This window comes from uncultured Sphingomonas sp., from assembly GCF_964244235.1.
In the GTDB taxonomy this organism is placed as follows: domain Bacteria; phylum Pseudomonadota; class Alphaproteobacteria; order Sphingomonadales; family Sphingomonadaceae; genus Sphingomonas.
In genome coordinates this window covers 1-24979 of sequence record NZ_CAXTII010000020.1, presented here as the reverse complement: position 1 = coordinate 24979, position 24979 = coordinate 1, and the positions used below count along the sequence as shown (strand labels likewise).

Genomic DNA, 24979 nt, shown 5'->3' with positions numbered 1-24979 from the left:
GACATGGGCGTCGAAGACGTGAAGAACGACATCAGGAACACCCCCGGCCTTGGCAAGAGCATGGCCAAATGGGGCGCGCTCGGCGCGGTCGTCGCGATCCCGTTGCCGTTCGTCGGCCCGATCATCGGTGCGGCCGCAGGTGCCGGCTATGCCTATTACAAGGCCAAGAAGCAGGGCTGATGCGCTGTCCGTTCTGCGGCCATGAAGACAGCCAGGTAAAGGACAGCCGCCCGACCGAGGACGGTGCCGCGATCCGGCGGCGTCGCCAGTGCGAGGGTTGCGCCGCGCGGTTCACGACGTTCGAGCGAATCCAGTTGCGCGACCTCATCGTGCTGAAATCCGAGGAGCGACGCGAAGCATTCGATCGTGAAAAGCTGCTCCGCTCGGTATCGATCGCCACGCGCAAGCGGCCGATCGACGCGGTCCGGATCGAGAAGCTGGTGTCCGGAATCCAGCGCCGGCTGGAAACGCTCGGCGACGGCGAAGTGACGTCGAAGCGGATCGGCGAAATGGTGATGGAGGGGCTGAAAGGTCTCGATTCGGTCGCCTATATCCGTTTCGCCAGCGTCTACCGCGATTTCAGCGAGGCGCGCGATTTCGAACAATTCGCCGGTTCGGTCGGGGAGATCGGTCGCCAGTGACCGGTGACGCGAGCGACCCGACGGCCCTCGCGCCCAAGCCCGTCATCGTCCTGGTCCGGCCGCAACTGGCGGAGAATATCGGCAAGGCGGCGCGGGCGATGCTGAATTTCGGGCTCACCGAATTGCGGCTCGTCGCCCCGCGCGACGGCTGGCCGAACCCCGCCGCGGCACCGGCATCGAGCGGCGCGGACCAAGTGCTGGCGGAGGCGGGCCTGTACCCCGATCTCGCCCCGGCGATCGCGGATTGCGCCAATGTCTACGCCACCACGGTCCGCAAGCGCGGCGTGACCAAGCCGGTCGTGACGCCGGAACAGGCGGCACGCGAGATCCACGCGAGCCCGGCACGCACCGCCATCCTGTTCGGGCCCGAACGATCGGGGCTGGAAACCGACGACGTCGCGGTCGCGCGGTCGATCATCACCGTGCCGATCAACCCGGCATTCGGATCGCTGAACCTGGCACAAGCGGTGATCCTGGTCGCGTATGAATGGTCCAAGCATGTCGCGCTCGCGCAACCGCCCGAGACCGAATTGTCGCCGCCCGCGCCACAGGAGGAACTGGACGGGATGATCGCGCAACTCGATGCGATGCTCGGCGAGACAGGCTATTTCTACCCGCCCGACCGCGCGACGACGGTCCGACGAACGCTGCGAACGCTGCTGACCAAGCCCGCCTGGTCGAGCCAGGAAGTGCGTACGATGCGCGGCATATTGTCGACGCTCGACCGGCCGCGGACGCGGCGGTGAGGGGGGTGGGCGATGGGGTCCGTGCTCCTGCGAACGCAGGATCCCGGGGCCGATAGCGATGCCGATCGTAACCCCGGGTTCCTGCTTTCGCAGGAAAACGCCCTAAAGGCGGATCGAGCGGACGCCGCTCAACCCCCGCGCATCGAACGCAGCGAGTTCATACGCGATCGATGCCTCCACCAGCCGCTCCCAAAGTTCCGCTATAGGGCCTCCTGGCAACCCCGCCGCCGTCGCCGCGGCCACCGCGTTGGCGATCACCTGACGTTTCCGTGCCTCGTCACGGACAGCCCCGCGCATCGGCTTGATCCGCGCCGCCGCGTCCATATAGGCGAATCGCTGGACAAGCAGCGCGACCAGTTCGCGATCCACCTGATCGACGCCCGCGCGGACGTCCGTCATGGAGGCACAATCGGGGCCGGGGATGCGAACGTTCATGCCGCCTGATAATCGAGCAGGCGATGCTGTCCAGCCTCCCCGATCGCGCTTGCAGGACAGCGACGCCGTCGATATTCCCGCCTGGCCGGGCTGGTCGGCTTGCGATCGCCGGGGTTCCACCGGTTCGGAGAGTTTCGATATGCGTTCTTTCACTTTCGTCCCGGTGGCCATGGCCGCACTCATCACGGTGCCGACTATGGCCGGAGAAAGGAAGCCGGCCGATCCGAACGAGAAAATCTGCCGCCAGAGCGAAGTCACCGGATCGATCATGATGGGGAAGTCGGTCTGCCACACTGCCGCCGAATGGGCGCAGGTCGATCGGCAAAACGCGAGCGACTTGGAAAGCGCACGGGCCATCCTTCATCGCGGCAGCGTCGGCGCACATTGATCGCGCTCGCCCAAGCTTGACCTCGGCACCCGCTTCTGCCAGAGGCCGCGGCTTCGCGAATGGCTCCGCACCCCGGTGAAGCGGTGGCCCTGCCGATCGAAAGGTCCAAGCAGGCGATGACCGGGAATGATCCGCGCCAGCGATGATGCGGATCCGTCATTGGCACTTGCAAAGGTAATATTACATGTCGAAGCGCGCCAGCGCCAAGCACAAGCTCGACCGTCGGATGGGCGAGAATATCTGGGGTCGCCCGAAGAGCCCGGTCAACAAGCGCGAATACGGCCCTGGCCAGCATGGTCAGCGCCGCAAGGGCAAGGTGTCGGACTTCGGCATCCAGCTTCGCGCCAAGCAGAAGCTCCGCGGCTATTATGGCGACGTGACGGAAAAGCAGTTCCGCGCCTGCTATCACGAGGCCGCCCGGATGAAGGGCGATACCAGCCAGAACCTGATCGGCCTGCTCGAGCAGCGGCTGGACATGATCGTCTACCGCGCGAAGTTCGCGCCGACGATCTTCGCCGCCCGCCAATTGGTCAGCCACGGCCATATCCGGGTCGACGGCGTCAAGTGCAACATCGCCTCGCGCCGCGTCTTCGCCGGCCAGGAGATCACGCTCGGCACGAAGGCGCAGGAAATGGCGCTGGTGATGGAAGCGCAAGGCCTGGCCGAGCGCGAAATCCCCGATTACGTCGCCCCCGACGGCAACGCGAAGATCACCTTCACCCGCGTGCCCACGCTGGACGAGGTGCCGTATCCGGTGAAGATGGAGCCGAACCTGGTGGTGGAATTCTATTCGCGTTGAGGTAAGGATTTAGCGCAAGCTAAATCCGAACGAACCTCTCAACGCGAACGGCCGGCGGGGCTGAAGCCCCGTCCGACGTCGCGGCTTTGCCGCGACGCGTTCAGTGCAAGACTCAAGCGGCGGTCCAGCGATGTGCTGCCCCTTTGTTCTTCGTGTACTCTACCAGTGGAATTTTTCATCCGGCTCCGCCTTGCGTATCGCTTTCATGAAGCGAGGCGAGCTTTCGGACAGCCGGACCAAATCTGCTCCGGCCGCCTTTCGATACAAACCCTCTGCGGTTCGGATGAGGGATCATGTTGGGTTCAAACTCCCCCTCATGAAGTCCGATGGCATCCCGGACAAACATGCACTCTGGGTCTGTCACAACAATGCCCCCTGCGCCCCCTTCTGATGGCTGACCCGCGTTTCGACGCGCGCGGCTTTCCTCACCGGGCTGATGAGCGGCGGCAGCTTGGGTTTCAGCCCCATCATCAGTTCGGCCAGCGTCACGATCTGCAGTGCGGGGAAGCGCCCAAATTCGGTCTCGATCGTCGGATGCGATGCAGCCTCCTCGCGCATGCCCTTGGTCGGCATCGATTTCATGACGAACAATCCGAAGCGGAACTTGTCGCGCTCCATGACGCGGCCGAGATCGCGGACCATGTTCGGGTTGACGATATCGCCCGCCTTTACCGAGATGACGCCGGTCTCCACCTTGCCGCTTTCGGCGAGATAGTTAAACCAGCCGTCGATGCCCTTGTCGCCGCCCTTCTTGTCGCGGGGATAGCCGCCGACCTGCCAGCTTACCCATTGCTGGAACTGGTGCGGATCGTCCGCCGCCAGTCGCTCGGCGCTAGCGAGATCTCTTGGCACGCCGATCGTTTCAAACCGGATACCGGAATAGCCTTCGCGCATCCGGTTCTCGATCATGCCGATCGCGATATGTGTGATGTCGATCCCGATCCACTGCCGCCCGAGCTTCTCTGCCGCATCGACTGCGGTACCGCAGCCGCAAAAGGGATCGAGCACGACGTCGCCGGGGTTGGAGGATGTTTCAATGAGTCGGGAAAGAAGTCCTACCGGCTTCTGCGTCGGATAACCCAGCTTTTCATGTTCCGAATCGAGCCACTTTACATCTTCATCGATGCCTTCGGTAGACCCTGCCAACGTTCCGCGCGTGCCGGGCTGATATGCCCAGATATCCTGATATTGAACACCTTCGGAAGTCTCCAAATACTGCTTGTATCTTGGCAGCGCTCCTGCGGACTTTGGATGTAATATGAAACCCTTGCGATCGAGCGCGTCGAGGATGTCATTGAGCGACTCGAACGTGCCGCCGTTGGTGATCGCGGCCACTAACTTTTTGGGGATCGCCCAATGTCTTCCTTTTGGCGTCGGATCATAGTTTCTCCAGGGTTGACCGCTGTCGCCCGACCGTATCCCCGCGCCGGTTAGCACATTTGATTGATATCGCCCTTCATCATCTTCGCTGGAGAACGATCCAGAGATGTAAGCTTGGGAATAGGGACGACGACCGGGATGAAAGACTACATCGTCCGATCGAGAATAAAATAATATCGTGTCATGGATCGGACCAAATTGCTTCGACAATTTATTATGGGCATTGGTGCGACGCCATACGATTTCATTCCGAAAATTCTCCGCTCCAAACACCGCATCCAAGACCAGTTTCAGATAATGACTCGCGGTCGGATCGCAGTGAAGATATAAAGAACCAGTCGATTTCAGGACGCGGTGCAGTTCGACCAGCCGCACCGCCATCATTGCCAGATACGCCATCAGCGGGCTATCGCCGAGCGCGTCGTGCATCGCGCGCATCATCACCTGGAGCGATCGATTGATGCCGCTGTCGATATCCAGCAGAGCACTCTTCGATGCCTCGCCCCAGGTCCAGGTGTCGTCGAATGCCTCGATACTGGCATCCGCGCCCGCACCGCTGGCGGATTTGAACAGCACGTTATATCCCGCGTTTGAGTTAAACGGCGGATCGAGATAGACGAGATCGACGCTCGCGTCGTCGATGGCTTTGCGCATCACCTCGAGATTGTCGCCATAGTAAAGTCGGTTCATGTCCGAACCTTGCGGTACCCATGCGCCGCTGGCAAGGTTGCGCGCATCCACCGGGAGGGTCAGTCGTGCATCATTTTCGATCCATCTGCCTGCCGCTGATCGCGCTCGTCGCGATGCCGGCATCGGCACAGACCGCGCCCGCCATCTCGGTCGAGACGCTGAAGACCGTCGACAAGACATTGTCCTCCGACGCCTATGAGGGCCGCGCGCCGACGACGCCTGCGGAGGACAGGACGGTCGCCTATATCGTCGATCGGATGAAGGCCGCGGGGTTGAAGCCCGGGGTGCATGGCGGCTGGACGCAGGACGTGCCGATGGTGCAGATCACCGCCAGCAACGTGGCACCGCTGACCTTCACTGGCGGCAAGACGCCGATCAGCCTCGCCTACCGGACGCAGATGGTCGCGGGCACCTACCGCGTGGTGCCGCGGATCGCGGTGAAGGACAGCCCCGTCGTCTTCGTGGGGTACGGGATCAACGCGCCGGAGAAGGGCTGGAACGACTATGCCGGGCTGGATGTGCACGGCAAGACGGTCGTCATCCTGGTCAACGATCCCGACTGGCAATCGACGAGCCGCGAAGGTCTGTTCGAAGGCCGCGCGATGACCTATTACGGGCGCTGGACGTACAAGTTCGAAGAGGCGGCGCGGCAGGGGGCGACCGCGGCGATCATCGTCCACGACACCGAACCCGCCGCCTATCCGTTCGCGGTCGTGCAATCCTCCTGGACCGGCCCGCAGCTGGAACTGGACGAGACGGACGATCATATGGACCAGTCGAAGGTGATCGGCTGGATCCAGAAGGCGGACGCGACCGCGCTGTTCGCAAGCGCGGGACGGGATTTCGCCGCGTTGTCCGAAGCGGCCAGGCACAAGGGCTTCAGGGCGGTGCCGCTGGGGGTGGCGATGTCGACGAGCTTCGACAATGCCATTCGGCGACAGGCGTCGAAGAACGTCATCGGCACGCTGCCGGGCACCACGGCCCCCAACGACTATGTCCTCTACAGCGCGCATTGGGATCATCTCGGCCACTGCACGCCCGTCAACGGCGACGGCATCTGCAACGGCGCGCTGGACAATGCGAGCGGGGTCGCAGGGCTGATCGCGCTGGCGGAGGCGCAGACAAAGGCGGGGCCGGCGAAGCGGTCGATCGCATTCCTGGCGGTGACCGCGGAGGAGTCCGGGTTGCTGGGGTCGCGTTATTATGCGGAGCATCCCGTCTATCCGCTGGCGCGCACCGTCGGCGGGGTGAACATGGACGTGCTGAACGTGAACGGCCGTGCCCGCGATTTCGTCATCACCGGCGCTGGCAAGTCCGAGATCGAGGATCTGGTGAAGCCGATCGTCACCGCGCAAGGCCGGACGATCGGCACGGAGGCGAACCCCGAACGCGGCGGCTACTACCGGTCGGACCATTTCAGCTTCGCGAAGCTCGGCGTACCGATGCTCGACGGAGGATCGGGCGAGGACCTGATCGTGGGTGGCAAGGCGGCAGGGCATGCCGCGACCGAGGATTATGTCGCACACCGCTATCACAAGCCGCAGGACGAATATGATCCGGGCTGGGACTGGTCCGGCGCGGTCGCCGATCTGGACATCTACTACACGCTCGGCCGCAAGCTGGCGGACGACACGAAGCTGTGGCCGAACTGGTACGAGACCGCCGAATTCCGCGCCACCCGCGACCGGTCGCGGGCGTCCGGCGCGGCGCAATGAAGCCGCCGCCGCCCGAATGGGCGCATCACAAGGCGGTGTGGATCGGATTTCCGAGCCATCCCGAATTGTGGCGGGACGATCTGGAGCCCGCACGGGCCGAGGTCGTGGCGTTCGCACGGGCGGTCCATGCCGATGGCAAGGGTGAAAAGATCCTGCTCGTCGCCGCGGACGACGAGGCGGCGCGCGCGGCGAAGACCATGGCGGGCATGTTCGCCGATATCGTGGTCGAACCTTTCGGCGACATCTGGTTACGCGACACCGCGCCGATCGTGATGGCGGACGGCAGCGTGCGTACGTTTCCGTTCAACGGCTGGGGCGGCAAATACGACCTGCCCGGCGACGACAGCATCGGCGAACGGCTGGCGCTGGGGCGGCGCAAGCGGGTCGTCCACTGCGACTGGGTGCTGGAAGGCGGCGCGATCGACGGCGACGGTGCGGGCGCGGTGGTCACGACCGAGCAATGCCTGCTGAACCCCAACCGCAATCCGGTACTGACCCGCGACGAGATCGAGGCGCGGCTGCACGAGGATCTGGGGTTCGACCAGATCGTATGGCTGGGCGACGGGCTGCACAACGACCATACCGACGGCCATGTCGACAACCTGGCGCGGTTCGTGGGGCCGGGCCGCGTCGCGATCCCCGTCGGCGCGGACAACGACCCCAATTGGCAGGTCTATCAGCGCGCCGCCGCCGCCGCCCGCGCCGCCGGGTTGGAGGTCGTGCCCGTGCCATCCCCCGGTCGGGTGATGCGCGGCGAGGAGATCGTGCCGGCCAGCTACATGAATTTCTACATCGGCAACGCCGCGGTCGTCGTGCCGATGTACGGCGCGGCGGACGACGATGCCGCGGTGCTTGCGTTCAAGGCGATCTTTCCCGACCGGCATGTGGTCGGGCTGCATGCGGATCATATCCTGACGGGGGGCGGCAGCTTCCACTGTATAAGCCAGCAGATACCGGGGTAGGTCTATACTGGCGTCTCGTCGGGCAGCGCCAACGCCGCGCCGCCAGTCATTGGCGACGGCGGTTGCGGTCCGTTCGGCGGCATGACCGGCTGGCCGTCCGCGAACGGGGGACGGCGCGGATGGCCATGCGGCGGGCGGCGCGGACGACCGACATTGCGCAACGCTTCGACGAGCAGCGCAAGTGACCGTTGATGAGCGGACATTATAAGCCTCCACTATCCTGGTGTGTCGTTTAGATAATACACAAAGTGGCGGTCGTCTGCAATTGGCGAGACCGTCGACATCGCCTATCTGCGCCCCATGACCGAAATCACCGTCGCCGCGCTGCAACTAGGGTTCACCCCCGATATCGACCGCAACATCGCCGCGGTCTCGCGCCTCGCGAAGGAAGCGGCGGCGAAGGGCGCGCAGGTCATCCTGCCGCCCGAACTCTTCGAGGGCGAATATTTCTGCCGGGTCGAGGACGAGGGCCTGTTCGCCAAGGCCGCGCCGGTGGGCGAGCACAAGGCGGTGCTGGCGATGCAGGCGCTCGCCGAGGCGCTGAAGGTCATCATCCCGACCAGCTTCTTCGAGGCGGACGGTCCGCATCACTACAACAGCCTGGCGATGATCGGGCCCGACGGCGAAGTGCAGGGCGTCTACCGCAAGAGCCACATCCCGGATGGGCCGGGGTACGAGGAGAAATTCTATTTCCGCCCCGGCAACACCGGGTTCAAGGTGTGGAAGGGCGCGGGCACGACGCTGGGCGTGGGCGTGTGCTGGGACCAATGGTATCCCGAAACGGCGCGGGCGATGATGTTGATGGGGGCGGAAATCCTGTTCTACCCGACCGCGATCGGCAGCGAGCCGCACGACACCTCGCTCGACACCGCCCGACTATGGCGGCGGGCGATGGTGGGGCATGCGGTGTCGAACGTCGTGCCGATCGTCGCCGCCAACCGGGTCGGCACCGAACCCAATGGAGAAGGGGGGGGCCAGACCTTCTACGGCACCAGCTTCATCTGCGACGAGCGCGGCGACATCCTGGCGGAACTCGGCCGCGAGGACGAGGGGGTCATCACCGCGACGATCGACCTCGACGTGGTGAAACGCCACCGCGCCGCGTTCGGATTCTTCCGCGACCGGCGGCCGGATTTATATGGGCGGCTGGTCGAGGATATCTGATCCCCGTTCTCCTGCGTTCGCAGTAACACGAAGAGGCCCTACCCCGCATAGGCCTTCACCAGGTCGAACAGATAATCGCGCCCTTCATACAATGACTTGACCGGGATCCGCTCGTTGAGCCCGTGGATGCCGTCCAGGTCCTTGTCGAGGAAGATACCCGGCGCGCCGTAGACGGGTATCCCGATCGCCTCCAGGAAGATGCCGTCGGTCGCGCCCGTCGACATCACCGGTACCAGCGGCACGCCGGGAAAGTGCTTCGCCGCCACCGCGCGCGCGGGTCCCACGATCTTCGGGTCCAGCGTCGGCGGAATCGCGGTCGGGCGGACCGGTATGTTGGCGGTGACCGTCACCTTCGGACCCGCCAGCCGCTTCAGCGTCGTCAGCGTCTGGTCGATGCTTTCCCCGGGGAAGATCCGGCAATTGACGTTGGCGGTCGCGCGCTGCGGCAACGCGTTCTCGGCATGGCCGGCGTTGAGCAAGGTCGCGACACAGGTCGTGCGAAGCGTCGAGTGCAGCCCCTTGTCGTTGCTCACGATCGCATCAGCGGCCTTGTCGTTCGGGTTCGCCATCAGCGCCCGGATCGCATCGGCCAGCGGCTTGGGACTAGCGGCGGCGGTCGCGGTGAAGAAAGCGCGCGTCGTGTCGGTGAAGTGGATCGGGAATTCATATGCCCGCACCGCCTCGAGCGCGTCGGCGATTTCGTAGATCGCATTCGCCGGGGTCGGTTGCGAGCTGTGCCCGCCCGGATCGGTCGCCGCGAAGGTATAGTTCTGCGCCGCCTTCTCGCCGACCTGAAGCGCCAGCGTTTCGCGCTTGCCATTGTCGGTCAGCCGTCCGCCGCCGCCTTCGTTCAGCGCGAATTCGGCGGCGACCAGATCGGGCCGGTTCTTCGCCAGCCACTCCGCGCCGTCGAACGCGAACGTGGTCTCCTCGCCGCAGGTCAGCGCAAGCTTCACCGTGCGTCTGGGCACATAGCCCGATTGTTTGAAGCGGATCATCGTATCCGCCCACACCGCCGCCATCGCCTTGTCGTCGACGGTGCCGCGGGCGTAATAATAGCCGTTCTCTTCGACCAGCGTGAACGGATCGCGCTGCCAGTCCGCCCGCTTCGCTTCCACGACGTCGAGATGCGCGAGGAGGAGCATCGGTTTTGCCGCCGGGTCCGATCCCTTGAGCACTGCGACCATGCCGCCTTCTTTCCGGTGATCGGGTACCGAAAACGACGTGATGTCGGCGTCCTCATACCCCGCCGCCTTCAATCGTACGACGATCTGCGCCGCAGCACCGGTACAGCTTCCGGCCGACAGCGTCGTATTGGTTTCGACCAGCTGCTTGTAGAGGCCGAAGAACGCCTGCTGGTCGGGCCGGCTCTGCGCCGACGCCGCCACCGGTACCGCGACCATCGCCGCCGTCGCCATCCATGCCGCCAATCGAGCAATCATCCGCCGTCCCCCGTGAAGTCCCGCCGATTAGAGCGGCATCGGCGGTCCGATGCAACCGGCAAGCCGCTACAGCGCCGGCCCCCCCGCCCGCGAGCGTTGGCAAGCGGCGCGCGCACCCGTCCTCTCCCCCCGGCGAAGGCCGGGGCCCAATTGCACAGGTGCTCGCAACGACGTGCGTTGCGCCGCCACGATCGTCCGGCGATTGGGCCCCGGCCTTCGCCGGGGGGGGGCAAGCGCTGACCGAGCCGCGCATCGCGATTGCACCAGACGCAATCGGAAGTGGACGAACCACACGGCACGTCAGCAGGGGAATCGCCCTCGCGCGGGAATGACGGCCGGACGACGACAAGAGCCGGGTGAGCGCGAGAACCATGGTAATCGGTGGATCACAAACCGCGTTATGTAGGACAGCGGTTTCTCCCCACCCTCCGTCATGCCGGGCTCGTCGCGGCATCCATCGTGCCGCGAACAATACGCGTGAGCATGCGCGGCACGATGGACCCCGGGACGAGCCCGGGGTGACGGCGAGCAGGTCGAACGCGACAACCGACGTGCCGGCCCCGGGTGACGGAGCGAGCCCCTCAATCCAGCCGCATCGCCTCAGCCGCCAAGGCCTCCGCCTCCACCAGCAGCGCGTCGTCGGACGACCCCGTCGCGATCTTCTCGCGTCCGATCAGCGTCATCACCGGCACCGCGAGCGGGGTGATGCGGGGCAGGTCCATGTGCAGCATCGTCGCCGCCGCGCGGTCGAGCAGCCCGGCCAGCCGCCCGACATCGGTCATCTTCGCGCGCGCATCCGCCCAGGCCGCCTCCAGCAGCAGATGCCCGGGTTCGTAGCGGCGCAGCACGTCGTAGATCAGGTCGGTCGAGAACGTCACCTGCCGCCCGGTCTTGCGCTTGCCCGGATGCTGCCGCTCGACCAGCCCGCCGATCACCGCGACCTCGCGGAACGCGCGTTTGAGCAGATGCGACTGCTGCACCCAGTCGACGAATTCATGTTCCAATATGTCGGGCGAGAACAGCGCGCGGGGATCGGCGACCTTGTCGATCGAATAGGTCGCGATCGCATAGTCGTTCGCGACGAAGCCGAGCGGTCTGAGCCCCAGCGTCTCCATCCGCCGCGTGAGGAGCATGCCGAGCGACTGGTGCGCGTTCCACCCCTCGAAACTATAGGCGACCATGTAATGCCGCCCCTCGCGCGGGAAGGTCTCGACCAGCAGCTGGTCGGGCGTCGGCAGCGCGGAGCGCGCGCGCTGATATTCCAGCCATTCGCGGACGTCCCCTGGGAAGCGCGCCCATTCGCCGGGTTCGGCCAGGAAACGGCGGACGCGGTCGGCGAGGCTGGTCGACAGCGCCATCCGGCTGCCGCCATAGGTCGGGATACGAGCGGGCTTGCTGGTCGCGCGGACGATAAGGTCCTCGGTATCGATCTTCTCGACCTCCAGGCTGAGGCCTGCGAAGAAGAAGGTGTCGCCGTGGCTCAGACTCGCGGCGAACCCCTCCTCGACCTTGCCGAGCGACCGGCCGTTCCTGAACCGCACGGTCAGCATCGTCGCCTCCACGATGATCCCGGCGTTCAGCCGGTGCTGGGTCGTGAATTTCGGATGGCTGACGCGCCATGTGCCGTCCGGGTCCTGCGTCAGCCGCTTGAAACGGTCATACGCCTTCAGGCTGTAGCCGCCGTCGCGGATGAAGCCGAGCACGCGATCGAACGCCTCGTCGGTGAGCGCGGAATAGGGGAGCGCACCGCGTATCTCGTCGAGCAGCGCGGCCTGGTCGAACGGCGCGGCGCAGGCGCAGGCCATGACATGCTGCGCGAGCACGTCGAGCGAGCCCATGAGGAAGACGTCCGGGTCCAGTTCCCCCGCCTCCACCGCGTCGAGCGCGGCGCGCGCCTCCAGATATTCGAAGCGGTTGCCGGGCACGACGATCGCCTCGGACGATTCGTCCAGCCGGTGGTTCGACCGCCCGATCCGCTGGAGCAGGCGCGACGATCCCTTGGGCGCGCCCATCTGGATCACGCAATCGACATCGCCCCAGTCGACGCCGAGATCGAGGCTGGCGGTCGCGACCAATGCGCGCAGCCGCCCCGCCGCCATCGCACCCTCCACCTTGCGCCGCGCCTCGAGCGAGAGCGATCCGTGGTGGACACCGATCGGCAGCGACATCGCGTTGACCTTCCACAGGTCCTGGAAGATGAGTTCGCACAGGCTTCGCGTGTTGCAGAAGACGATCGTCGTCTTGTGCGTCTCGATCTCCGCCATGACCTGTTCGGCGGCGTAGCGGCCCGAATGGCCCGACCAGGGGACGCGCCCCTCGGGCAGCAGGATGGCGATGTCGGGCGGCGCACCGGGTTCGCCCTGCACCAGCGCGACCGCGTCGATATCGCCGTCCGGGGCGAGCCAGGCGCGGTAGCCGTCGGGGTCGGCGACGGTGGCGGACAGCGCGACGCGGCGCGTCGAAGGCGCGATCCGCTGGAGGCGGGCCATGCACAGGTTGAGGAGATCGCCGCGCTTGCCGGTGGCAAACGCATGGACCTCGTCGACGACGAGCGTCTTCAGCCCCGCGAACATCGTGAAGCTGTCGGGATAGCTGAGCAGCAGCGACAGTGATTCCGGCGTCGTCAGCAGGATCTGCGGCGGCCGGATCCGCTGCCGCGCCTTGCGGTCAGACGGGGTGTCGCCGGTGCGTGTCTCGACGCGGAGGTCGAGGCCCATCTCCTCGATGGGGCCGAGCAGGTTGCGCTGGATATCGACCGCAAGGGCCTTCAACGGTGAGACGTAGAGCGTGTGCAGCCCCTCGGTCGGGGTCTCGATCAGGTCGATCAGCGTCGGCAGGAACCCGCTGAGCGTCTTGCCCGCGCCGGTCGTCGCGACGAGCAGCGCGTGGCGGCCCGCCTGCGCCTCGCGGACCATGTCGATCTGGTGCCGCCGCGGCCGCCAGCCGCGCGCGGCGAACCATTCGGCGAAGACCGGAGGGAGGGTCGGCAGGGGGTCGCTCACGGACGGTATACGCGCATCGGGCTCTATATGGGGCCGATACGCGAGCCTACCATGGAGCCTGTGCAGGGCTGGGTCGTTGACCGTGCCATGGAGAACAGGATGCACCCGGTCCGGTTTGCGCTTCCGCTGTTGGCGATCGCCGCGGCGGTCGGCGCGACGCCGTTGCAGCGCGCGTATAGCGCTGCGGGCGGGCTGGTGCGGCTGACCTATCCTGCGGGCCTGACGCCGGGCCGCGCGTTTGGCGGGCGATCGCTGATGGCGGCGGGGTGGCGCTTGTCCTGGGACGGCACCGCGGCCGGGCCGGGGTCGGGCGTGGTCCGCTTTTCGCAGGATGCGCGGCCCGCCAGCGGGCCGGGGGTCGTGACCGAACTCGTCCAGATCGGCCTGAGCCGCGACGCGGGCGTGGTCGCGCGATGCGGCACGACGGGCGCGCTCGGCGGTAGCGGAAAGCGCTTGCCGAACAGGATCCTCGGCGGACATCGCTGGACGGCGTACCGAAACGGCGATGCGGGGATGAGCCAAGGGATCGTTGCGACCGACCTGCGAACGGTGGTGGACGGGGTGTGCTATGCGATCGACCGCGCGACCTATTCGGTGACGGCGGCGGATGCGTTGCCGACGAGCGCGCCGACCCAAGGCGCAGCGGCGGCGCGGATGGACGCGATCCTGACGAGCGTGCGGGTGGGGCGGCGGTGATGCTATCCAACAGCGCCCCCCTTTCCCCACCCCGGCGAAGGCCGGGGCCCAGTGGCGGGACGATCGTGGCGCGTCACGCCCTTCGTTACCGCAACCGGCGCGACTGGGCCCCGGCCTTCGCCGGGGTGGTAAGTATACCGGTTAGGGCATTCCCATGCCCCGCCTAGGCGACTGGCTCGAACCCCATCCCCATGGCATCTACGTCAAGCCCGCGGACGCCTGGATCGACCCGTCGATCCCCAGCGCCCGCGCGCTCGTGACCCACGGCCATGCCGACCACGCCCGCGGCGGCCACGCGGCGGTGTGGGCGACCCCCGAGACGCTCGCGATCATGGACGCGCGCTATGGCCCCCAGGCGGGACACCCCGTCGCGTATGGCGAGACGATCGCCATGGGCGACGCGCGCGTCGGCTTCGTCCCCGCGGGCCATGTCCTGGGCTCGGCGCAGATCATACTGGATTACCGAGGCGAGCGGGTCGTCGTGTCGGGCGACTATAAGCGCCGCGCGGACCCGACCTGCACGCCGTTCGAACCCGTCGCCTGCGACGTGTTCGTGACCGAGGCGACGTTCGGGCTGCCGGTGTTCCGCCATCCCGATACCGGCGACGAAATCGACAAGCTGATCGCCGCGCTCCACGCCAATCCGACGCGGTGCGTGCTGGTCGGCGCCTATGCGCTGGGCAAGGCGCAGCGCGTCATCGCCGAACTGCGCAAGCGGGGGCATGAGGCACCGATCCATATCCACGGCGCGCTGCAGCGGCTGTGCGACCTGTATGCCGATCACGGCGTGCGGCTTGGCGAACTGATCCCGGTCGCCGGGGTGCCGAAGGCGGCGATGCAGGGCCATGTCGTGATGTGCCCACCCGGCGCGCTGAACGACCGCTGGTCCAGGCGGCTGCCCGATCCGATCACCGCGATGGCCAGCGGCTGGATGCGGGTGCGCCAGCGTGCGCGGCAGAAGAACGTCGAGCTGCCGCTGATCCTTAGCGACCATGCCGATTGGGACGAACTGACCGACACCCTGACCGAGATCGCGCCCAGGGAGGTGTGGGTCACGCATGGGCGCGAGGAGGCGCTGGTGCATTGGTGCGCGACGCGGCAGATGAAGGCGCGCGCGTTGGCGCTGGTGGGGTTCGAGGACGAGGATGACTGACGCGCCGGCAGGGCCGCAGCGAAGCAGCGGCAGAGCTTGAGGCGCGTCCGGCCGGCGGGCCAACAGCCCCGACCGACGACGCGGCTTCGCCGCGGTGCTTGCCGTTTCTTGGCCCGTTCCTGTAGCCCAACGCCATGCCCGACACCCCCACCCTCACCATCGTCCCCTTCACCGACAATCTCGCCACCGCGTTCCACGACATCAACGCGCAGTGGATACAATCGATGTTCACGCTGGAACCCACCGACCGCGAGGTGCTGGAAAACCCGCGCGCGCGCATCCTCGACCCCGGCGGGGATATCCGCTTCGTCGCGGCGGAAGGGCTGGGCGTGGTCGGCACCTGCGCGTTGCAGAAGACGGGCGAGGGGCGCTTCGAACTGACCAAGATGGGGGTGCTGGACGCCGCCCGGGGGAAGAAGGCGGGAGAGTTCCTGCTGCACGCGATGATCGCCCGCGCCGCCGAATTGGGGGCGGAGACCTTGTACCTGCTGACCAATGCGCGCTGTGCGGCGGCGATCCATTTGTACGAGAAGGCGGGGTTCGTGCATGATGCCGACATCATGCGCGAGTACGGGGCACGCTATGCGCGGTGCGATGTGGCGATGCGGTATCGTCCCCCCCGTTCCGTCATGCCGGGCTTGACCCGGCATCCATCGTGCCGCGCATCCTCGAGCCTTTGATTGCGCGGCACGATGGACCCCGGCACGAGGCCGGGGTGACGGAAGGGAAGCGGTTGCCATTCCACTATATTCCGGCAGGATAGCCCCGCCAACAAACACGGGACCCTCCATGCGCCGACCGATCATCCTCGCCGCCCTCCTCCTCCTCGCCGCCACACCCGCCCTCGCCCAGAAGGAGCCGCCCAAGGGCAGCGACAAGTCGATGGCGGACAGCAATGCCGACCGGATGAGGGCCGCCGCCGAAGCGGGCTACGCCAACGCCCCCGTGGACGAACAGGAAACGAAATCGCACGGCTCGGTCACCGTCGACAACCGCGCGCTAGGCTATGTCGCGACCGCGGGGACGCTGACGATCCGCGATACCGAGGGCAAGCCGACCGCGAGCCTGTTCTACACCGCCTATGTGCTGGACGACGTGCGGCCCGGCACGAAGCGACCGGTGACGTTCTTCTACAATGGCGGGCCGGGCTCGCCGACCTTCTGGCTGCGGATGGGATCGTTCGGGCCGACCCGGCTCAAGACCGCCAACCCCGAATTCATCAAGCCCGCACCCTATGACGTCGGCCCCAATCCCGACACGCTGCTCGACAAGACCGACATGGTGTTCATCGACGCGGTCGGCACGGGATATTCGAGGCCGCTGGGCGACATGAAGCCCGCGGCCTTCTACGGCGTGGACGAGGATGCGGACGCGTTCGCCAAGGCGATCCTGCGCTACACCACCAAGTACGGCCGCTGGAACAGCCCCAAATTCCTGTTCGGCGAAAGCTACGGCACCACGCGGTCGGGCGCGCTCGCCTATCAGTTGCAGGACCGCGGGATGGCGTTGAACGGCGTCGTGCTGCTGTCGTCGATCATGAACTACGGCAGCCGCCAGCCAGGGCTCGACCAGGTGTATCTCGATTACCTGCCGAGCTACGCGACGACCGCCTGGTATCACCACAAGCTGGCCAATCCCCCCGCCGATGCCGCGACCGCGGCGGCGCAGGCGCGCGCCTTCGCGCTCGGCCCCTATGCCACCGCGCTGGCGAAGGGCCAGTCGATCAGTCCGCAGGAAGAGGACCGGGTCGCCCAGCAGATGAGCGCGCTGACCGGGCTGTCGGCGGATTTCATCAAGCGGTCCGACCTGCGCATCGACCTCGCGCGGTTCCAGAAAGAGCTGCTCCGCGACCGGCGCGAGACGATCGGGCGGTTCGATTCGCGCTATACCGGCATCGACACCGATGCGGCGGGCGACAGCCCAGAGACCGACGCCTCGTCGGACGCGATCTCGGGCGCGTTCATCGCCAGCTTCACCGATTATGTGACGCACGATCTCGGCTATAAGACCGAACTCCCCTATCGCCTGTCCGCGCGCGACGCGCCGGGCTGGACGTGGAACTGGGCGCACAAGTCGCCGGTGCGCGGCTATGGCGGGCAGCAGACGACGCCCAACACCGCGATCGACCTGGCCGCGGCGATGCGCGCGAACCCGTACCTGAAAGTGCTGTCGCTCAACGGCTGGTACGACATGGCGACGCCGTTTTTCGGCACCGAAACCGCGCTCGGCCACATGATGCTGGAACGCGCGCAGCAGCCGAACCTGTCGTTCCGTTACTATCCGGCCGGGCACATGGTGTATCTGAACCCCGAGGCGCTGCACCAGATGAAGCGCGATCTTGCGGCATGGTATGACGAGGCGGTGACGGCGGCGAAGAGTCCGGTGCCGCCGCAGGGGGCGTCGATGTCGGCGGCGGGGCGGGTGCCGAATTGAAGGCTGGCGGCGACATACGATCCCCAAGCAATACTGAACGTTTACCAGCGTAATATATCGGCATAGCGCACGCCGGAGGCAGATCGCTTTATGCCCTACGAGTCGCCCACCTGGACCGAGAAGTCCTTCTCGATTGCTGCAGCGATTCTATGATCGGCGGGGCCGGGTCTCTGCTGGCAACCATTCCATTCTCCGTGTTGACGTTGGCTTATGCCGGGTCTTACGATCGTTTTTACTCCTACGCGATGATCGGAACCGCGGTTTCCCTACCTGTCGCGTCGATAGGTACTTTTATCCTCGGCAAAAGAGCTTTTTCAGGCGATAAATACTATAGTCTATCGACCCAGCGTATTTTGACTCTCTGCGGTGCTTGGTTGTGCATTCCATTCGCTGCGCTCGTCTGGACGTGGGTCGCATGGTCTGCTGGTCAAAGTGTGGAACGCGGTCATTTCAGACCTCCGGCGAGTACGAAACTGGAACGCTTGCCTGTTTGATCGGACCCATCCCGTCACCCCGGCTTTGAGCCGGGGTCCCGCTTCTTCGGCGGACAAGAAGAAGCTGGGCCCCGGGTCGAGCCCGGGGTGACGAGGGGGTGGGTGCTGATCGCTCGCCATCGCCCTCACCCTTCCGGCGCTGCGCGCCTCCCTCCCTCTCCCAGCGGGAGAGGGAAAGACGCCGAAGGCGGCGAAGGGTGAGGGCGACCTAGCGCCTCAAGCCCCCTCCAGTGCCCTTGCCCGCCGGCGCTGCACCGAACTCCCGATCCCCAGCGCCTCGCGGTATTTCGCCACCGTTCGCCGCGCGATGTCGAAGCCCTTGGCGTTCAGCAGTTCGACCAACGTATCGTCGGAAAGGATCTTGTCCCCCTCGCCCGCGATCAGCGCGCGGATGCCGGCCTTCACCGCCTCCGCGGACACCGCGTCGCCACCGTCCGCCGCCTGGATCGCCGAGGTGAAGAAATATTTCAGCTCGTACAGCCCGCGCGCGCAGCTGAGATATTTGTTCGACGTCACCCGGCTGACGGTCGATTCGTGCATCTCGATCGCCTCCGCCACCCGCGCGAGCGTCATCGGTTTCAGGTGCGCGACGCCGTGCAGGAAGAAGGCCTCCTGCTGCTTCACGATCTCGGTCGCGACCTTCACGATCGTGCGCTGGCGCTGGTCGAGCGCCTTCACCAGCCAGTTCGCGCTGGCGAGCATGTCGCCGAGCCACGCCTTGGCGGTCTTGTCCTGCGGGCCGCTCGACAGTTCGGCGTGATAACGGCGGTTGACCAGCACGCGCGGCAGCGTCGCGCCGTTCAGTTCGATCGCCCAGCCGCCGCGGGTGCGCTGGACGAACAGATCGGGGATCACGGTCTGCGTGGGCGCGCCGCCGATGCGGCAGCCGGGTTTGGGATCGTAGCCGCGCAATTCGCGGATCATGTCCGCCAGATCCTCGTCGTCGACCCCGCAGATGCGTTTCAGCCGCGCGCGTTCGCCGCGCGCGACGAGGTCGAGATGCTCGATCAGCCGCGCCATCGCGGGATCGTAGCGATCCGCCTCCTTCGCCTGCAGCGCAATGCATTCCGCCAGGTCGCGCGCGCCGACGCCGGTGGGGTCTAAGGTCTGCACCGTCGCCAGCACGCCCTGCACCCGCGCGAGCGGCACGCCGAGCCGGTTGGCGATGTCGAGCAGGGTCGCGGTCAGATACCCCGCCTCGTCGATCTGGTCGATCAGGTGTGCGGCGATGGCCATGTCCGCGGCGGGAACGCACGCGCCCGCCTGCGCCATCAGGTGATCGGCAAGGCTGCCCGCGGTGTCGGCGAAGGAGTCGAGATCGACCACCTCGCCGCTACCCGACGACGCCGCACCGCCGCCAAGCGCGCCATCGAAACCGCCGCCGCCGTCCGCCGCGCTGTCCGACTGATGGCTTTCGGTGGCGTAGTCGAGGTCGAGCGGTTCGGCGGCGACGGCTCCCGTCACCAGCGCGTCGGCACCCGCGGGCTCGGGGGCTTCGGGGCGTTCGGGGGTGGTGACGACGCTGGCTTGCCCGGCTTCGAGCAGCGGGTTGCGTTCGATCTCCCCGGCGATGAAGGTCTCGATCTCCAGGTTGGACAGCGCGAGCAGCTTGATCGCCTGCTGGAGCTGGGGGGTCATGACCAGCGATTGCGACTGGCGCAGGTCCAGGCGCGGGGCGAGGGTCATGGCGTCATTCCTCCCCGCTTCGCGGGGAGGGGGACCGCGAAGCGGTGGAGGGGGTGTGCCTCGGGCCGTCCGCTCGCGGAGCCCCCCCTCCACCAGCCTCCGGCTGGTCCCCCTCCCCGTCCCGGGGAGGAATGAGGGACGCTCAATCCCATCACCCTAAAGCGAAAACGTCTCGCCGAGGTACAGCCGCCGCACGTTCGCGTCCGCCACCAGTTCCGCGGGCGAGCCCGCGAACAGCACCCGGCCATCATAGATGATGTACGCGCGATCGACGATCTCCAGCGTCTCGCGGACATTGTGGTCGGTGATGAGCACGCCGATATCGCGGCGGCGCAGGTCCTTCACCAGATCGCGGATGTCGGCGATCGAGATCGGGTCAATGCCTGCAAAGGGCTCGTCGAGGAGCATGATCGACGGGCTCGCCGCCAGCGCGCGCGCGATCTCCGCACGGCGGCGTTCGCCGCCCGACAGCGCCATCGCGGGCGCGGTCCGCAGACGCGTCAGGCCGAATTCCTCGAGCAGCGTGTCGAGCTTCTTCTGCCGCGCGACCTTGTCGGGTTCGGACAGTTCGAGGACCGTCAGGATGTTCTTTTCGATCGACAGTCCGCGGAAGATCGACGTCTCCTGCGGCAGATAGCCAAGCCCGAGGATCGCGCGGCGGTACATCGGCAGTCCGGTGATATCCTCGCCGTCCAGCATGATCCGGCCCGCATCGGGCTTCACCAGGCCCATCACCGAATAGAAGCTGGTCGTCTTGCCGGCACCATTGGGGCCGAGCAGCCCGACGACCTCGCCGCGGCCGACCGACAGCGAGACGTCGGACAGCACGACCCGCTTGTCGTAGGATTTCGCGATCGATACGACCTGCAACCCGCGCGTCATCGGCGGCTCCGGGGTCGGCTCGGCGACGTCGCGCGGGGACAAGGTGAAGGCATCCATCGGCTGGGCCTCGCAAATCAGGGTGGCTCTCCCTATCGCGGACGCGGTTGGCAGGAAACCTGCATGTTCGAGATTTTACCGGTGGCCGCGGCGAGCGCTGCCGCGCGCGCGATCAGTTGCGCTTGGGGACCGAGAAGGTGCCGCTGACCCGGCCGCCGCCTTGCGTCACCACGCCACCCGCCGCACTGCCGCCGGCACCGCCCGCAACCGACGATCCGTCGATAACCGCGCGTCCGGTATCCATGTTCATCGTCAGTCGGCCGCCATTCACGGTGTTGCCGCCCTGCGTCAGCGATACCGCGCCGAGCATCGTCACGATCCGCTTGTTGAGATCATACACCCCGTACTGGCTCTTCGCGATCTGGCCGGGGCGGATGACCGTGACCCCACCCGCCGCATCGAGCCGCGATACTTGCGGGCTGCCGCCGACCACCTGCCCGGTATAGGCGACGGTCATGCGCGGTGCGGTCAATGTCATCTCCGCCTGCTTGACGACGACATTGCCCGACAGGACCGCGCGGTTCGCCTTGTCCTGCAATTCGATATGCGCCGCGTCGAAATTGATGGGCGCGGTCGAATCGTGACGGGTCTGCGCGAGCGCGGGCGTACCGGCGAGCAGGAGGGCGAGGGACAGGAGCCGGCGCATATGCCTTATCTCGTACCTCGGGGCGATATCCGCAAGCGTGCATTGCCGTCCAGCGTCACGATGCGGTTCTCCATATCGGCGTGGAGCGAATTGGCGCTGAATACGCCTTGCGATGTCGTCCCCGTCACCGCGCCGCCGCTCTGCATCTGCCGCGTCTTCAGATCGACCGTCGCGTCGCGCGTCTTCAGGTCATAGCCCTTTGGTCCGGTGAAGTTCAGCGGACCGATCAGCTTCACCTTCTCGCTGTCCATGTCGTACACCCCCGAATCCGCGTGGATGTCCGCCGGCCCGTCGCTCAACCGGACGCGCGCGGACAAATCGGACAGCTGCACGATGGGTTCCGCCGAACTGTGCTGGATCGCGGACTTCGCGGTCAGGTCGAACGGTTGCCCCTTCTGGTCCTCGCCGCGATATTGCGCGGCCTGGATCTTCAGGCGCTCCTTGGCGACCTCGACCTTGTTCTTGTCGAGCACGAACGACGCCTCGCCGACGTTCAACAGCGGGGCCAGCACCAGGAATGCCACCATCACGCCGATCCCGACCGGCAGCACGATCCGCGCGGTCCCGACAAGGCGGTCGTGGCGACTGCCCGGCGCGGCCCAGTGCTGGCGCCGCGAACGGGTGCGGACGGCGAGGTCAGACATGAGGGATTACCAACCGCACAACACCCACCGTCACCCCGGCCTTGCGCCGGGGTCCATCGTGCCGCACGCGATCAGCAGGCGCCTTTATCCGACGGACGCGCGGCGAAATGGACCCCGGCGCAAGGCCGGGGTGACGAGTCGTTTGAGGGACAGGGTGAAACCCCTCACGCATGCGCGAAGATATCGATTTCGGGCCAGCCGGCGATGTCCAGCGCGGCGCGTGCCGGCAGGAATTCGAAACACGCCTGCGCAAGATCCATCCGCCCCTCGCGCACCAGCCGCCGTTCCAGTTCGTCCTTCAACCGGTGGAGGAAACGGACATCGGACGCGGCGTAATCCTTCTGCGCGTCGGACAATGCGGGACCGCCCCAGTCGGAGGATTGCTGCACCTTCGACAATTCCTGCGACAGGAGTTCCCGGACGAGCTCCTTCAATCCGTGGCGATCGGTATAGGTGCGGATCAGGCGCGACGCGATCTTGGTATCCCAGGCGGGCGCGGCGACGATGCCCAGATAATGTTGCAGTGCCGCGATATCGAACCGGCCGAAATGGTACAGCTTCAGGCGCGCCGGGTCGGCCAGCAGCGCCTTCAGATTGGGCGCGGCATAGTCACTGCCCGCGGCGAAGCGCACCAGATGCTCGTCCGGTCCGCCGTCGGACAGCTGCACCACGCACAGCCGGTCGCGCGGGGTGATCAGTCCCATCGTCTCGGTATCCACCGCAATCGACGCAGCGGGCGCGAACAGGTCGGCGGGAATGTCTTCTTCGTGGAAATGAACGGTCATCGCCTTGCCCTAGCCGCGGCGGGCCGCGGGCTCAATGGCCGGCCGTTGATAGCCGGTGTGGCGTCGTCGCCGCGCTTGCGCGAAGATCGACGGGGAACCGGCATGCCATTCGCGATTTTATTCGCCGGGGCTTGCGCTTTGCGCTATGGCGAGTCTCGTGGCGCAAAAGGTTTCGCGTCCGAAGGACCGCGTTCGTCGTCCGGCACGAAGGTTCTTTAGGTTATCGATCTGGGCGAACCGGGAAGACGAACAGGGTTATGAGTTTCGACAAGGGTGGCCGCGGCAATCGTGGCGGACGTGGGCGCGACAAGCGCGACGGCTTCGGCGGCGATGATTTCGGCGGCGGCGGCGGCTTCAACAGCGGCGGTGGTGACCGGTTCGGCGGCGGCAGTGGCAGCAGCTATGGCGGTGGCGATCGCTTCGGTGGCGGTGGCGGCTTCGGTGGCGGTGGCGGTGGCGGCGGGTTCCGCAGCGGCGGCGGCGGCGGCGGTTTCAGTGGTGGCGGCGGCGGCGGCGGTGGCCGCGGCATGCCCCCCCAGGTCGTCGGCGAAGGCACCGGCGTCGTCAAGTTCTTCAATGGCCAGAAGGGTTTCGGCTTCGTCGTTCGCGATGACGGCGGCGAGGACGTGTTCATTCATATCTCCGCGGTCGAGCAGGCCGGACTGACCGGTCTGGCCGAAGGTCAGCCGCTCGGCTTTACGCTTGTCGATCGTGGCGGGCGCATCTCGGCGACCGACCTCAAGATCGACGGCGAGCCGATGCCCGTCACCGACCGCGGTCCGCCGCGCGAGCGTGATGCGGCGGCGCCCGGTGGCGCGCGTGGTGGCAGCGGCGCTCCTGCGGGCGGCGGCGCGCAGCGCCAGCTGACCGGCGAGAAGGCGACGGGTACGGTCAAGTTCTTCAACGCGATGAAGGGCTTCGGCTTTATCCAGCGCGACGACGGACAGCCCGATGCGTTCGTTCACATCTCCGCCGTCGAACGCGCCGGCATGTCGACGCTGAACGAAGGCGACAAGCTGGAATTCGAACTCGAGGTCGATCGTCGCGGCAAATATGCCGCGGTGAACCTGCAGGCGGCAGGCTGATCGATATGCGGCCGCCCCGGCGGTCGGCAGTGACGGACAGGCCCGGCTCGCGGCGACGCGGGTCGGGCCTCGTCCTGTCCGCCGTCCTGATCCTGTCGCTGACCGGCATCGCGCCGGCCGCTGCGCCCCAGGCCGCTTCGGCACCCGGCGCGACGCTGATCCACGGCACGCCGATGCAGAACGCGACCATCGTCGCCCGCTATCCGCACGACCGCGCCGCGTTCACCGAAGGGCTCTTCTGGTCAGAGGGGTTCCTTTACGAAAGCACGGGGATGGAGGGCCAGTCCGACATCCGCCGCGTCCGCCTGACCGACGGCAAGGTGCTGGCGCGCACCGTCTTGCCGCCGTCGCTGTTCGGCGAAGGCATCGCGCCGTGGCATGGCGAGATCGTCAGCATGACGTGGCGCACGGGCATCGGCTTCCGCTGGACCCGCGCGACACTGAAGAAGACCGGCAGCTTTCGCTACCCGGGCGAGGGCTGGGGACTGGCGGAAACGCCCGAGGGCTTCGTGCAATCCGACGGCAGCGCGGTGCTCCGCTTCCGCGACCCCGCGAGCTTCGCGGAGAAGCGGACGATCACGGTGACGCTGGCGGACGGCACGCCGGTCGTGAACCTGAACGAGGTCGAATGGGTGAAGGGTGAAATCCTGGCGAACATCTGGGAAACCGCGACGATCGCGCGAATCGATCCGGCGACCGGCCGGATCAAGGCGCTGATCGACCTGCGCCCGTTACGCGACGCGGTCGGCGCGAGCGGCAGGGACGCGGTGCTGAACGGCATCGCCTATGACGCGAAGGGCGACCGGCTGTTCGTGACGGGGAAGAACTGGAAGACGCTGTTTCAGATCAGGATGCGGTAGGGTCGGTATCGGTGGACTTTGGTCCGGCACAATTCGGGAAGCCGGTTATCTAACGGCCATCGTCCCACACCACCGCTTTCCCGAAACTCGATCCAGACTGTGCGGAAAGCCGCGTTCGCGATTCCGCCAGGCTGCAGATCGGCGTATGCTGCGGGCATGGCGTATATCGAGGGTCATGCGCGCGACCAGGCGCT

General features: G+C 66.4%; 25 protein-coding genes. 15 read left to right on the top strand and 10 right to left on the bottom strand.

Annotation, left to right across the window (positions count from 1 at the left end):
• The first annotated feature begins 3 nt into the window (after positions 1 to 3).
• Genes ACFE7D_RS05545 through ACFE7D_RS05535 form a run of 3 tightly spaced genes read left to right on the top strand, consistent with a single transcriptional unit; the run spans position 4 to position 1387 of the window.
• Positions 4 to 180 carry a hypothetical protein gene (locus ACFE7D_RS05545; RefSeq protein ID WP_375394435.1) on the top strand — a complete coding sequence of 59 codons (177 nt, stop codon included), beginning with the start codon at positions 4 to 6 and terminating at the stop codon, positions 178 to 180.
• Positions 180 to 641, top strand: coding sequence for a transcriptional regulator NrdR (gene nrdR / locus ACFE7D_RS05540; protein WP_375394434.1), 462 nt, complete (start codon positions 180 to 182; stop codon positions 639 to 641). The genes ACFE7D_RS05545 and nrdR overlap by 1 nt, the downstream gene beginning before the upstream one ends.
• Positions 638 to 1387, top strand: coding sequence for an RNA methyltransferase (locus ACFE7D_RS05535; RefSeq protein ID WP_375394433.1), 750 nt, complete (start codon positions 638 to 640; stop codon positions 1385 to 1387). The genes nrdR and ACFE7D_RS05535 overlap by 4 nt, the downstream gene beginning before the upstream one ends.
• Before the next feature lie 102 nt (positions 1388 to 1489).
• Here the strand turns inward: ACFE7D_RS05535 and ACFE7D_RS05530 are convergent, their stop codons facing one another.
• Entirely contained in the window at positions 1490 to 1822 is a 333-nt protein-coding gene (locus tag ACFE7D_RS05530) for a chorismate mutase (RefSeq protein WP_375394432.1), read from the bottom strand.
• 49 nt (positions 1823 to 1871) lie between these two features.
• On the opposite strand from ACFE7D_RS05530, the gene ACFE7D_RS05525 reads away from it, so the two are divergent.
• Complete coding sequence (locus ACFE7D_RS05525; protein WP_375394431.1) at positions 1872 to 2210, top strand: hypothetical protein; 339 nt, start codon at positions 1872 to 1874, stop codon at positions 2208 to 2210.
• Between the two features lie 184 nt (positions 2211 to 2394).
• Positions 2395 to 3009, top strand: a complete 615-nt coding sequence (gene rpsD, locus ACFE7D_RS05520) for a 30S ribosomal protein S4 (RefSeq protein WP_174287135.1) — start codon at positions 2395 to 2397, stop codon at positions 3007 to 3009.
• 360 nt (positions 3010 to 3369) lie between these two features.
• Here rpsD and ACFE7D_RS05515 read toward each other — a convergent pair whose 3' ends face one another.
• On the bottom strand, positions 3370 to 5130 hold the full coding sequence (locus tag ACFE7D_RS05515; RefSeq protein WP_375394430.1) for a DNA methyltransferase: 1761 nt from the start codon (positions 5128 to 5130) through the stop codon (positions 3370 to 3372).
• 62 nt (positions 5131 to 5192) lie between these two features.
• Between ACFE7D_RS05515 and ACFE7D_RS05510 the strand changes: the two genes are divergently transcribed.
• The gene (locus tag ACFE7D_RS05510; RefSeq protein WP_375394446.1) at positions 5193 to 6794 is read left to right on the top strand and encodes a M28 family metallopeptidase; all 1602 of its coding nucleotides are present in this window, start codon (positions 5193 to 5195) and stop codon (positions 6792 to 6794) included.
• The gene (locus ACFE7D_RS05505; protein ID WP_375394429.1) at positions 6791 to 7756 is read left to right on the top strand and encodes an agmatine deiminase family protein; all 966 of its coding nucleotides are present in this window, start codon (positions 6791 to 6793) and stop codon (positions 7754 to 7756) included. Before ACFE7D_RS05510 ends, ACFE7D_RS05505 begins: the two co-directional genes overlap by 4 nt.
• A gap of 2 nt (positions 7757 to 7758) precedes the next feature.
• On the opposite strand, the gene ACFE7D_RS05500 is transcribed toward ACFE7D_RS05505, so the two are convergent.
• Entirely contained in the window at positions 7759 to 7959 is a 201-nt protein-coding gene (locus ACFE7D_RS05500; RefSeq protein WP_375394428.1) for a hypothetical protein, read from the bottom strand.
• A 97-nt stretch (positions 7960 to 8056) separates the two neighbouring features.
• Here ACFE7D_RS05500 and aguB point away from each other — a divergent pair, with 97 nt between their 5' ends.
• Complete coding sequence (gene aguB, locus ACFE7D_RS05495) at positions 8057 to 8920, top strand: N-carbamoylputrescine amidase (RefSeq protein WP_375394427.1); 864 nt, start codon at positions 8057 to 8059, stop codon at positions 8918 to 8920.
• Positions 8921 to 8958: 38 nt separating this feature from the next.
• Here aguB and ACFE7D_RS05490 read toward each other — a convergent pair whose 3' ends face one another.
• Both ACFE7D_RS05490 and ACFE7D_RS05485 read right to left on the bottom strand, forming a co-directional pair.
• On the bottom strand, positions 8959 to 10362 hold the full coding sequence (locus ACFE7D_RS05490; RefSeq protein ID WP_375394426.1) for a M20/M25/M40 family metallo-hydrolase: 1404 nt from the start codon (positions 10360 to 10362) through the stop codon (positions 8959 to 8961).
• A gap of 581 nt (positions 10363 to 10943) precedes the next feature.
• Positions 10944 to 13364, bottom strand: a complete 2421-nt coding sequence (locus ACFE7D_RS05485) for a ligase-associated DNA damage response DEXH box helicase (protein WP_375394425.1) — start codon at positions 13362 to 13364, stop codon at positions 10944 to 10946.
• A 99-nt stretch (positions 13365 to 13463) separates the two neighbouring features.
• Between ACFE7D_RS05485 and ACFE7D_RS05480 the strand changes: the two genes are divergently transcribed.
• From ACFE7D_RS05480 to ACFE7D_RS05460, 5 genes are all read left to right on the top strand, one after another.
• On the top strand, positions 13464 to 14060 hold the full coding sequence (locus ACFE7D_RS05480) for a hypothetical protein (RefSeq protein ID WP_375394424.1): 597 nt from the start codon (positions 13464 to 13466) through the stop codon (positions 14058 to 14060).
• A gap of 154 nt (positions 14061 to 14214) precedes the next feature.
• Positions 14215 to 15213, top strand: coding sequence for a ligase-associated DNA damage response exonuclease (locus ACFE7D_RS05475; RefSeq protein WP_375394423.1), 999 nt, complete (start codon positions 14215 to 14217; stop codon positions 15211 to 15213).
• Positions 15214 to 15347: 134 nt separating this feature from the next.
• Positions 15348 to 15893 carry a GNAT family N-acetyltransferase gene (locus ACFE7D_RS05470; RefSeq protein ID WP_375394422.1) on the top strand — a complete coding sequence of 182 codons (546 nt, stop codon included), beginning with the start codon at positions 15348 to 15350 and terminating at the stop codon, positions 15891 to 15893.
• A gap of 109 nt (positions 15894 to 16002) precedes the next feature.
• Positions 16003 to 17646 carry a S10 family peptidase gene (locus tag ACFE7D_RS05465; protein ID WP_375394421.1) on the top strand — a complete coding sequence of 548 codons (1644 nt, stop codon included), beginning with the start codon at positions 16003 to 16005 and terminating at the stop codon, positions 17644 to 17646.
• A gap of 149 nt (positions 17647 to 17795) precedes the next feature.
• Positions 17796 to 18140 (top strand): hypothetical protein, encoded by a 345-nt coding sequence (locus ACFE7D_RS05460; RefSeq protein WP_375394420.1) that lies wholly within the window; start codon positions 17796 to 17798, stop codon positions 18138 to 18140.
• A 216-nt stretch (positions 18141 to 18356) separates the two neighbouring features.
• Here ACFE7D_RS05460 and rpoN read toward each other — a convergent pair whose 3' ends face one another.
• From rpoN to ACFE7D_RS05435, 5 genes are all read right to left on the bottom strand, one after another.
• On the bottom strand, positions 18357 to 19826 hold the full coding sequence (gene rpoN, locus ACFE7D_RS05455) for an RNA polymerase factor sigma-54 (protein WP_375394419.1): 1470 nt from the start codon (positions 19824 to 19826) through the stop codon (positions 18357 to 18359).
• Between the two features lie 156 nt (positions 19827 to 19982).
• On the bottom strand, positions 19983 to 20765 hold the full coding sequence (lptB, locus tag ACFE7D_RS05450) for an LPS export ABC transporter ATP-binding protein (RefSeq protein ID WP_375394418.1): 783 nt from the start codon (positions 20763 to 20765) through the stop codon (positions 19983 to 19985).
• A gap of 112 nt (positions 20766 to 20877) precedes the next feature.
• Positions 20878 to 21411: an LptA/OstA family protein gene (locus ACFE7D_RS05445; protein WP_375394417.1), complete on the bottom strand. Its 534-nt coding sequence runs from the start codon at positions 21409 to 21411 to the stop codon at positions 20878 to 20880.
• A 5-nt stretch (positions 21412 to 21416) separates the two neighbouring features.
• Entirely contained in the window at positions 21417 to 22055 is a 639-nt protein-coding gene (gene lptC / locus ACFE7D_RS05440) for an LPS export ABC transporter periplasmic protein LptC (RefSeq protein ID WP_375394416.1), read from the bottom strand.
• A gap of 164 nt (positions 22056 to 22219) precedes the next feature.
• Entirely contained in the window at positions 22220 to 22840 is a 621-nt protein-coding gene (locus ACFE7D_RS05435) for a ribonuclease D (protein ID WP_375394415.1), read from the bottom strand.
• A gap of 257 nt (positions 22841 to 23097) precedes the next feature.
• Here ACFE7D_RS05435 and ACFE7D_RS05430 point away from each other — a divergent pair, with 257 nt between their 5' ends.
• Both ACFE7D_RS05430 and ACFE7D_RS05425 read left to right on the top strand, forming a co-directional pair.
• The gene (locus ACFE7D_RS05430) at positions 23098 to 23925 is read left to right on the top strand and encodes a cold-shock protein (RefSeq protein ID WP_375394414.1); all 828 of its coding nucleotides are present in this window, start codon (positions 23098 to 23100) and stop codon (positions 23923 to 23925) included.
• Positions 23926 to 23954: 29 nt separating this feature from the next.
• Complete coding sequence (locus tag ACFE7D_RS05425) at positions 23955 to 24785, top strand: glutaminyl-peptide cyclotransferase (protein ID WP_375394413.1); 831 nt, start codon at positions 23955 to 23957, stop codon at positions 24783 to 24785.
• The last annotated feature ends 194 nt before the right edge of the window (positions 24786 to 24979 follow it).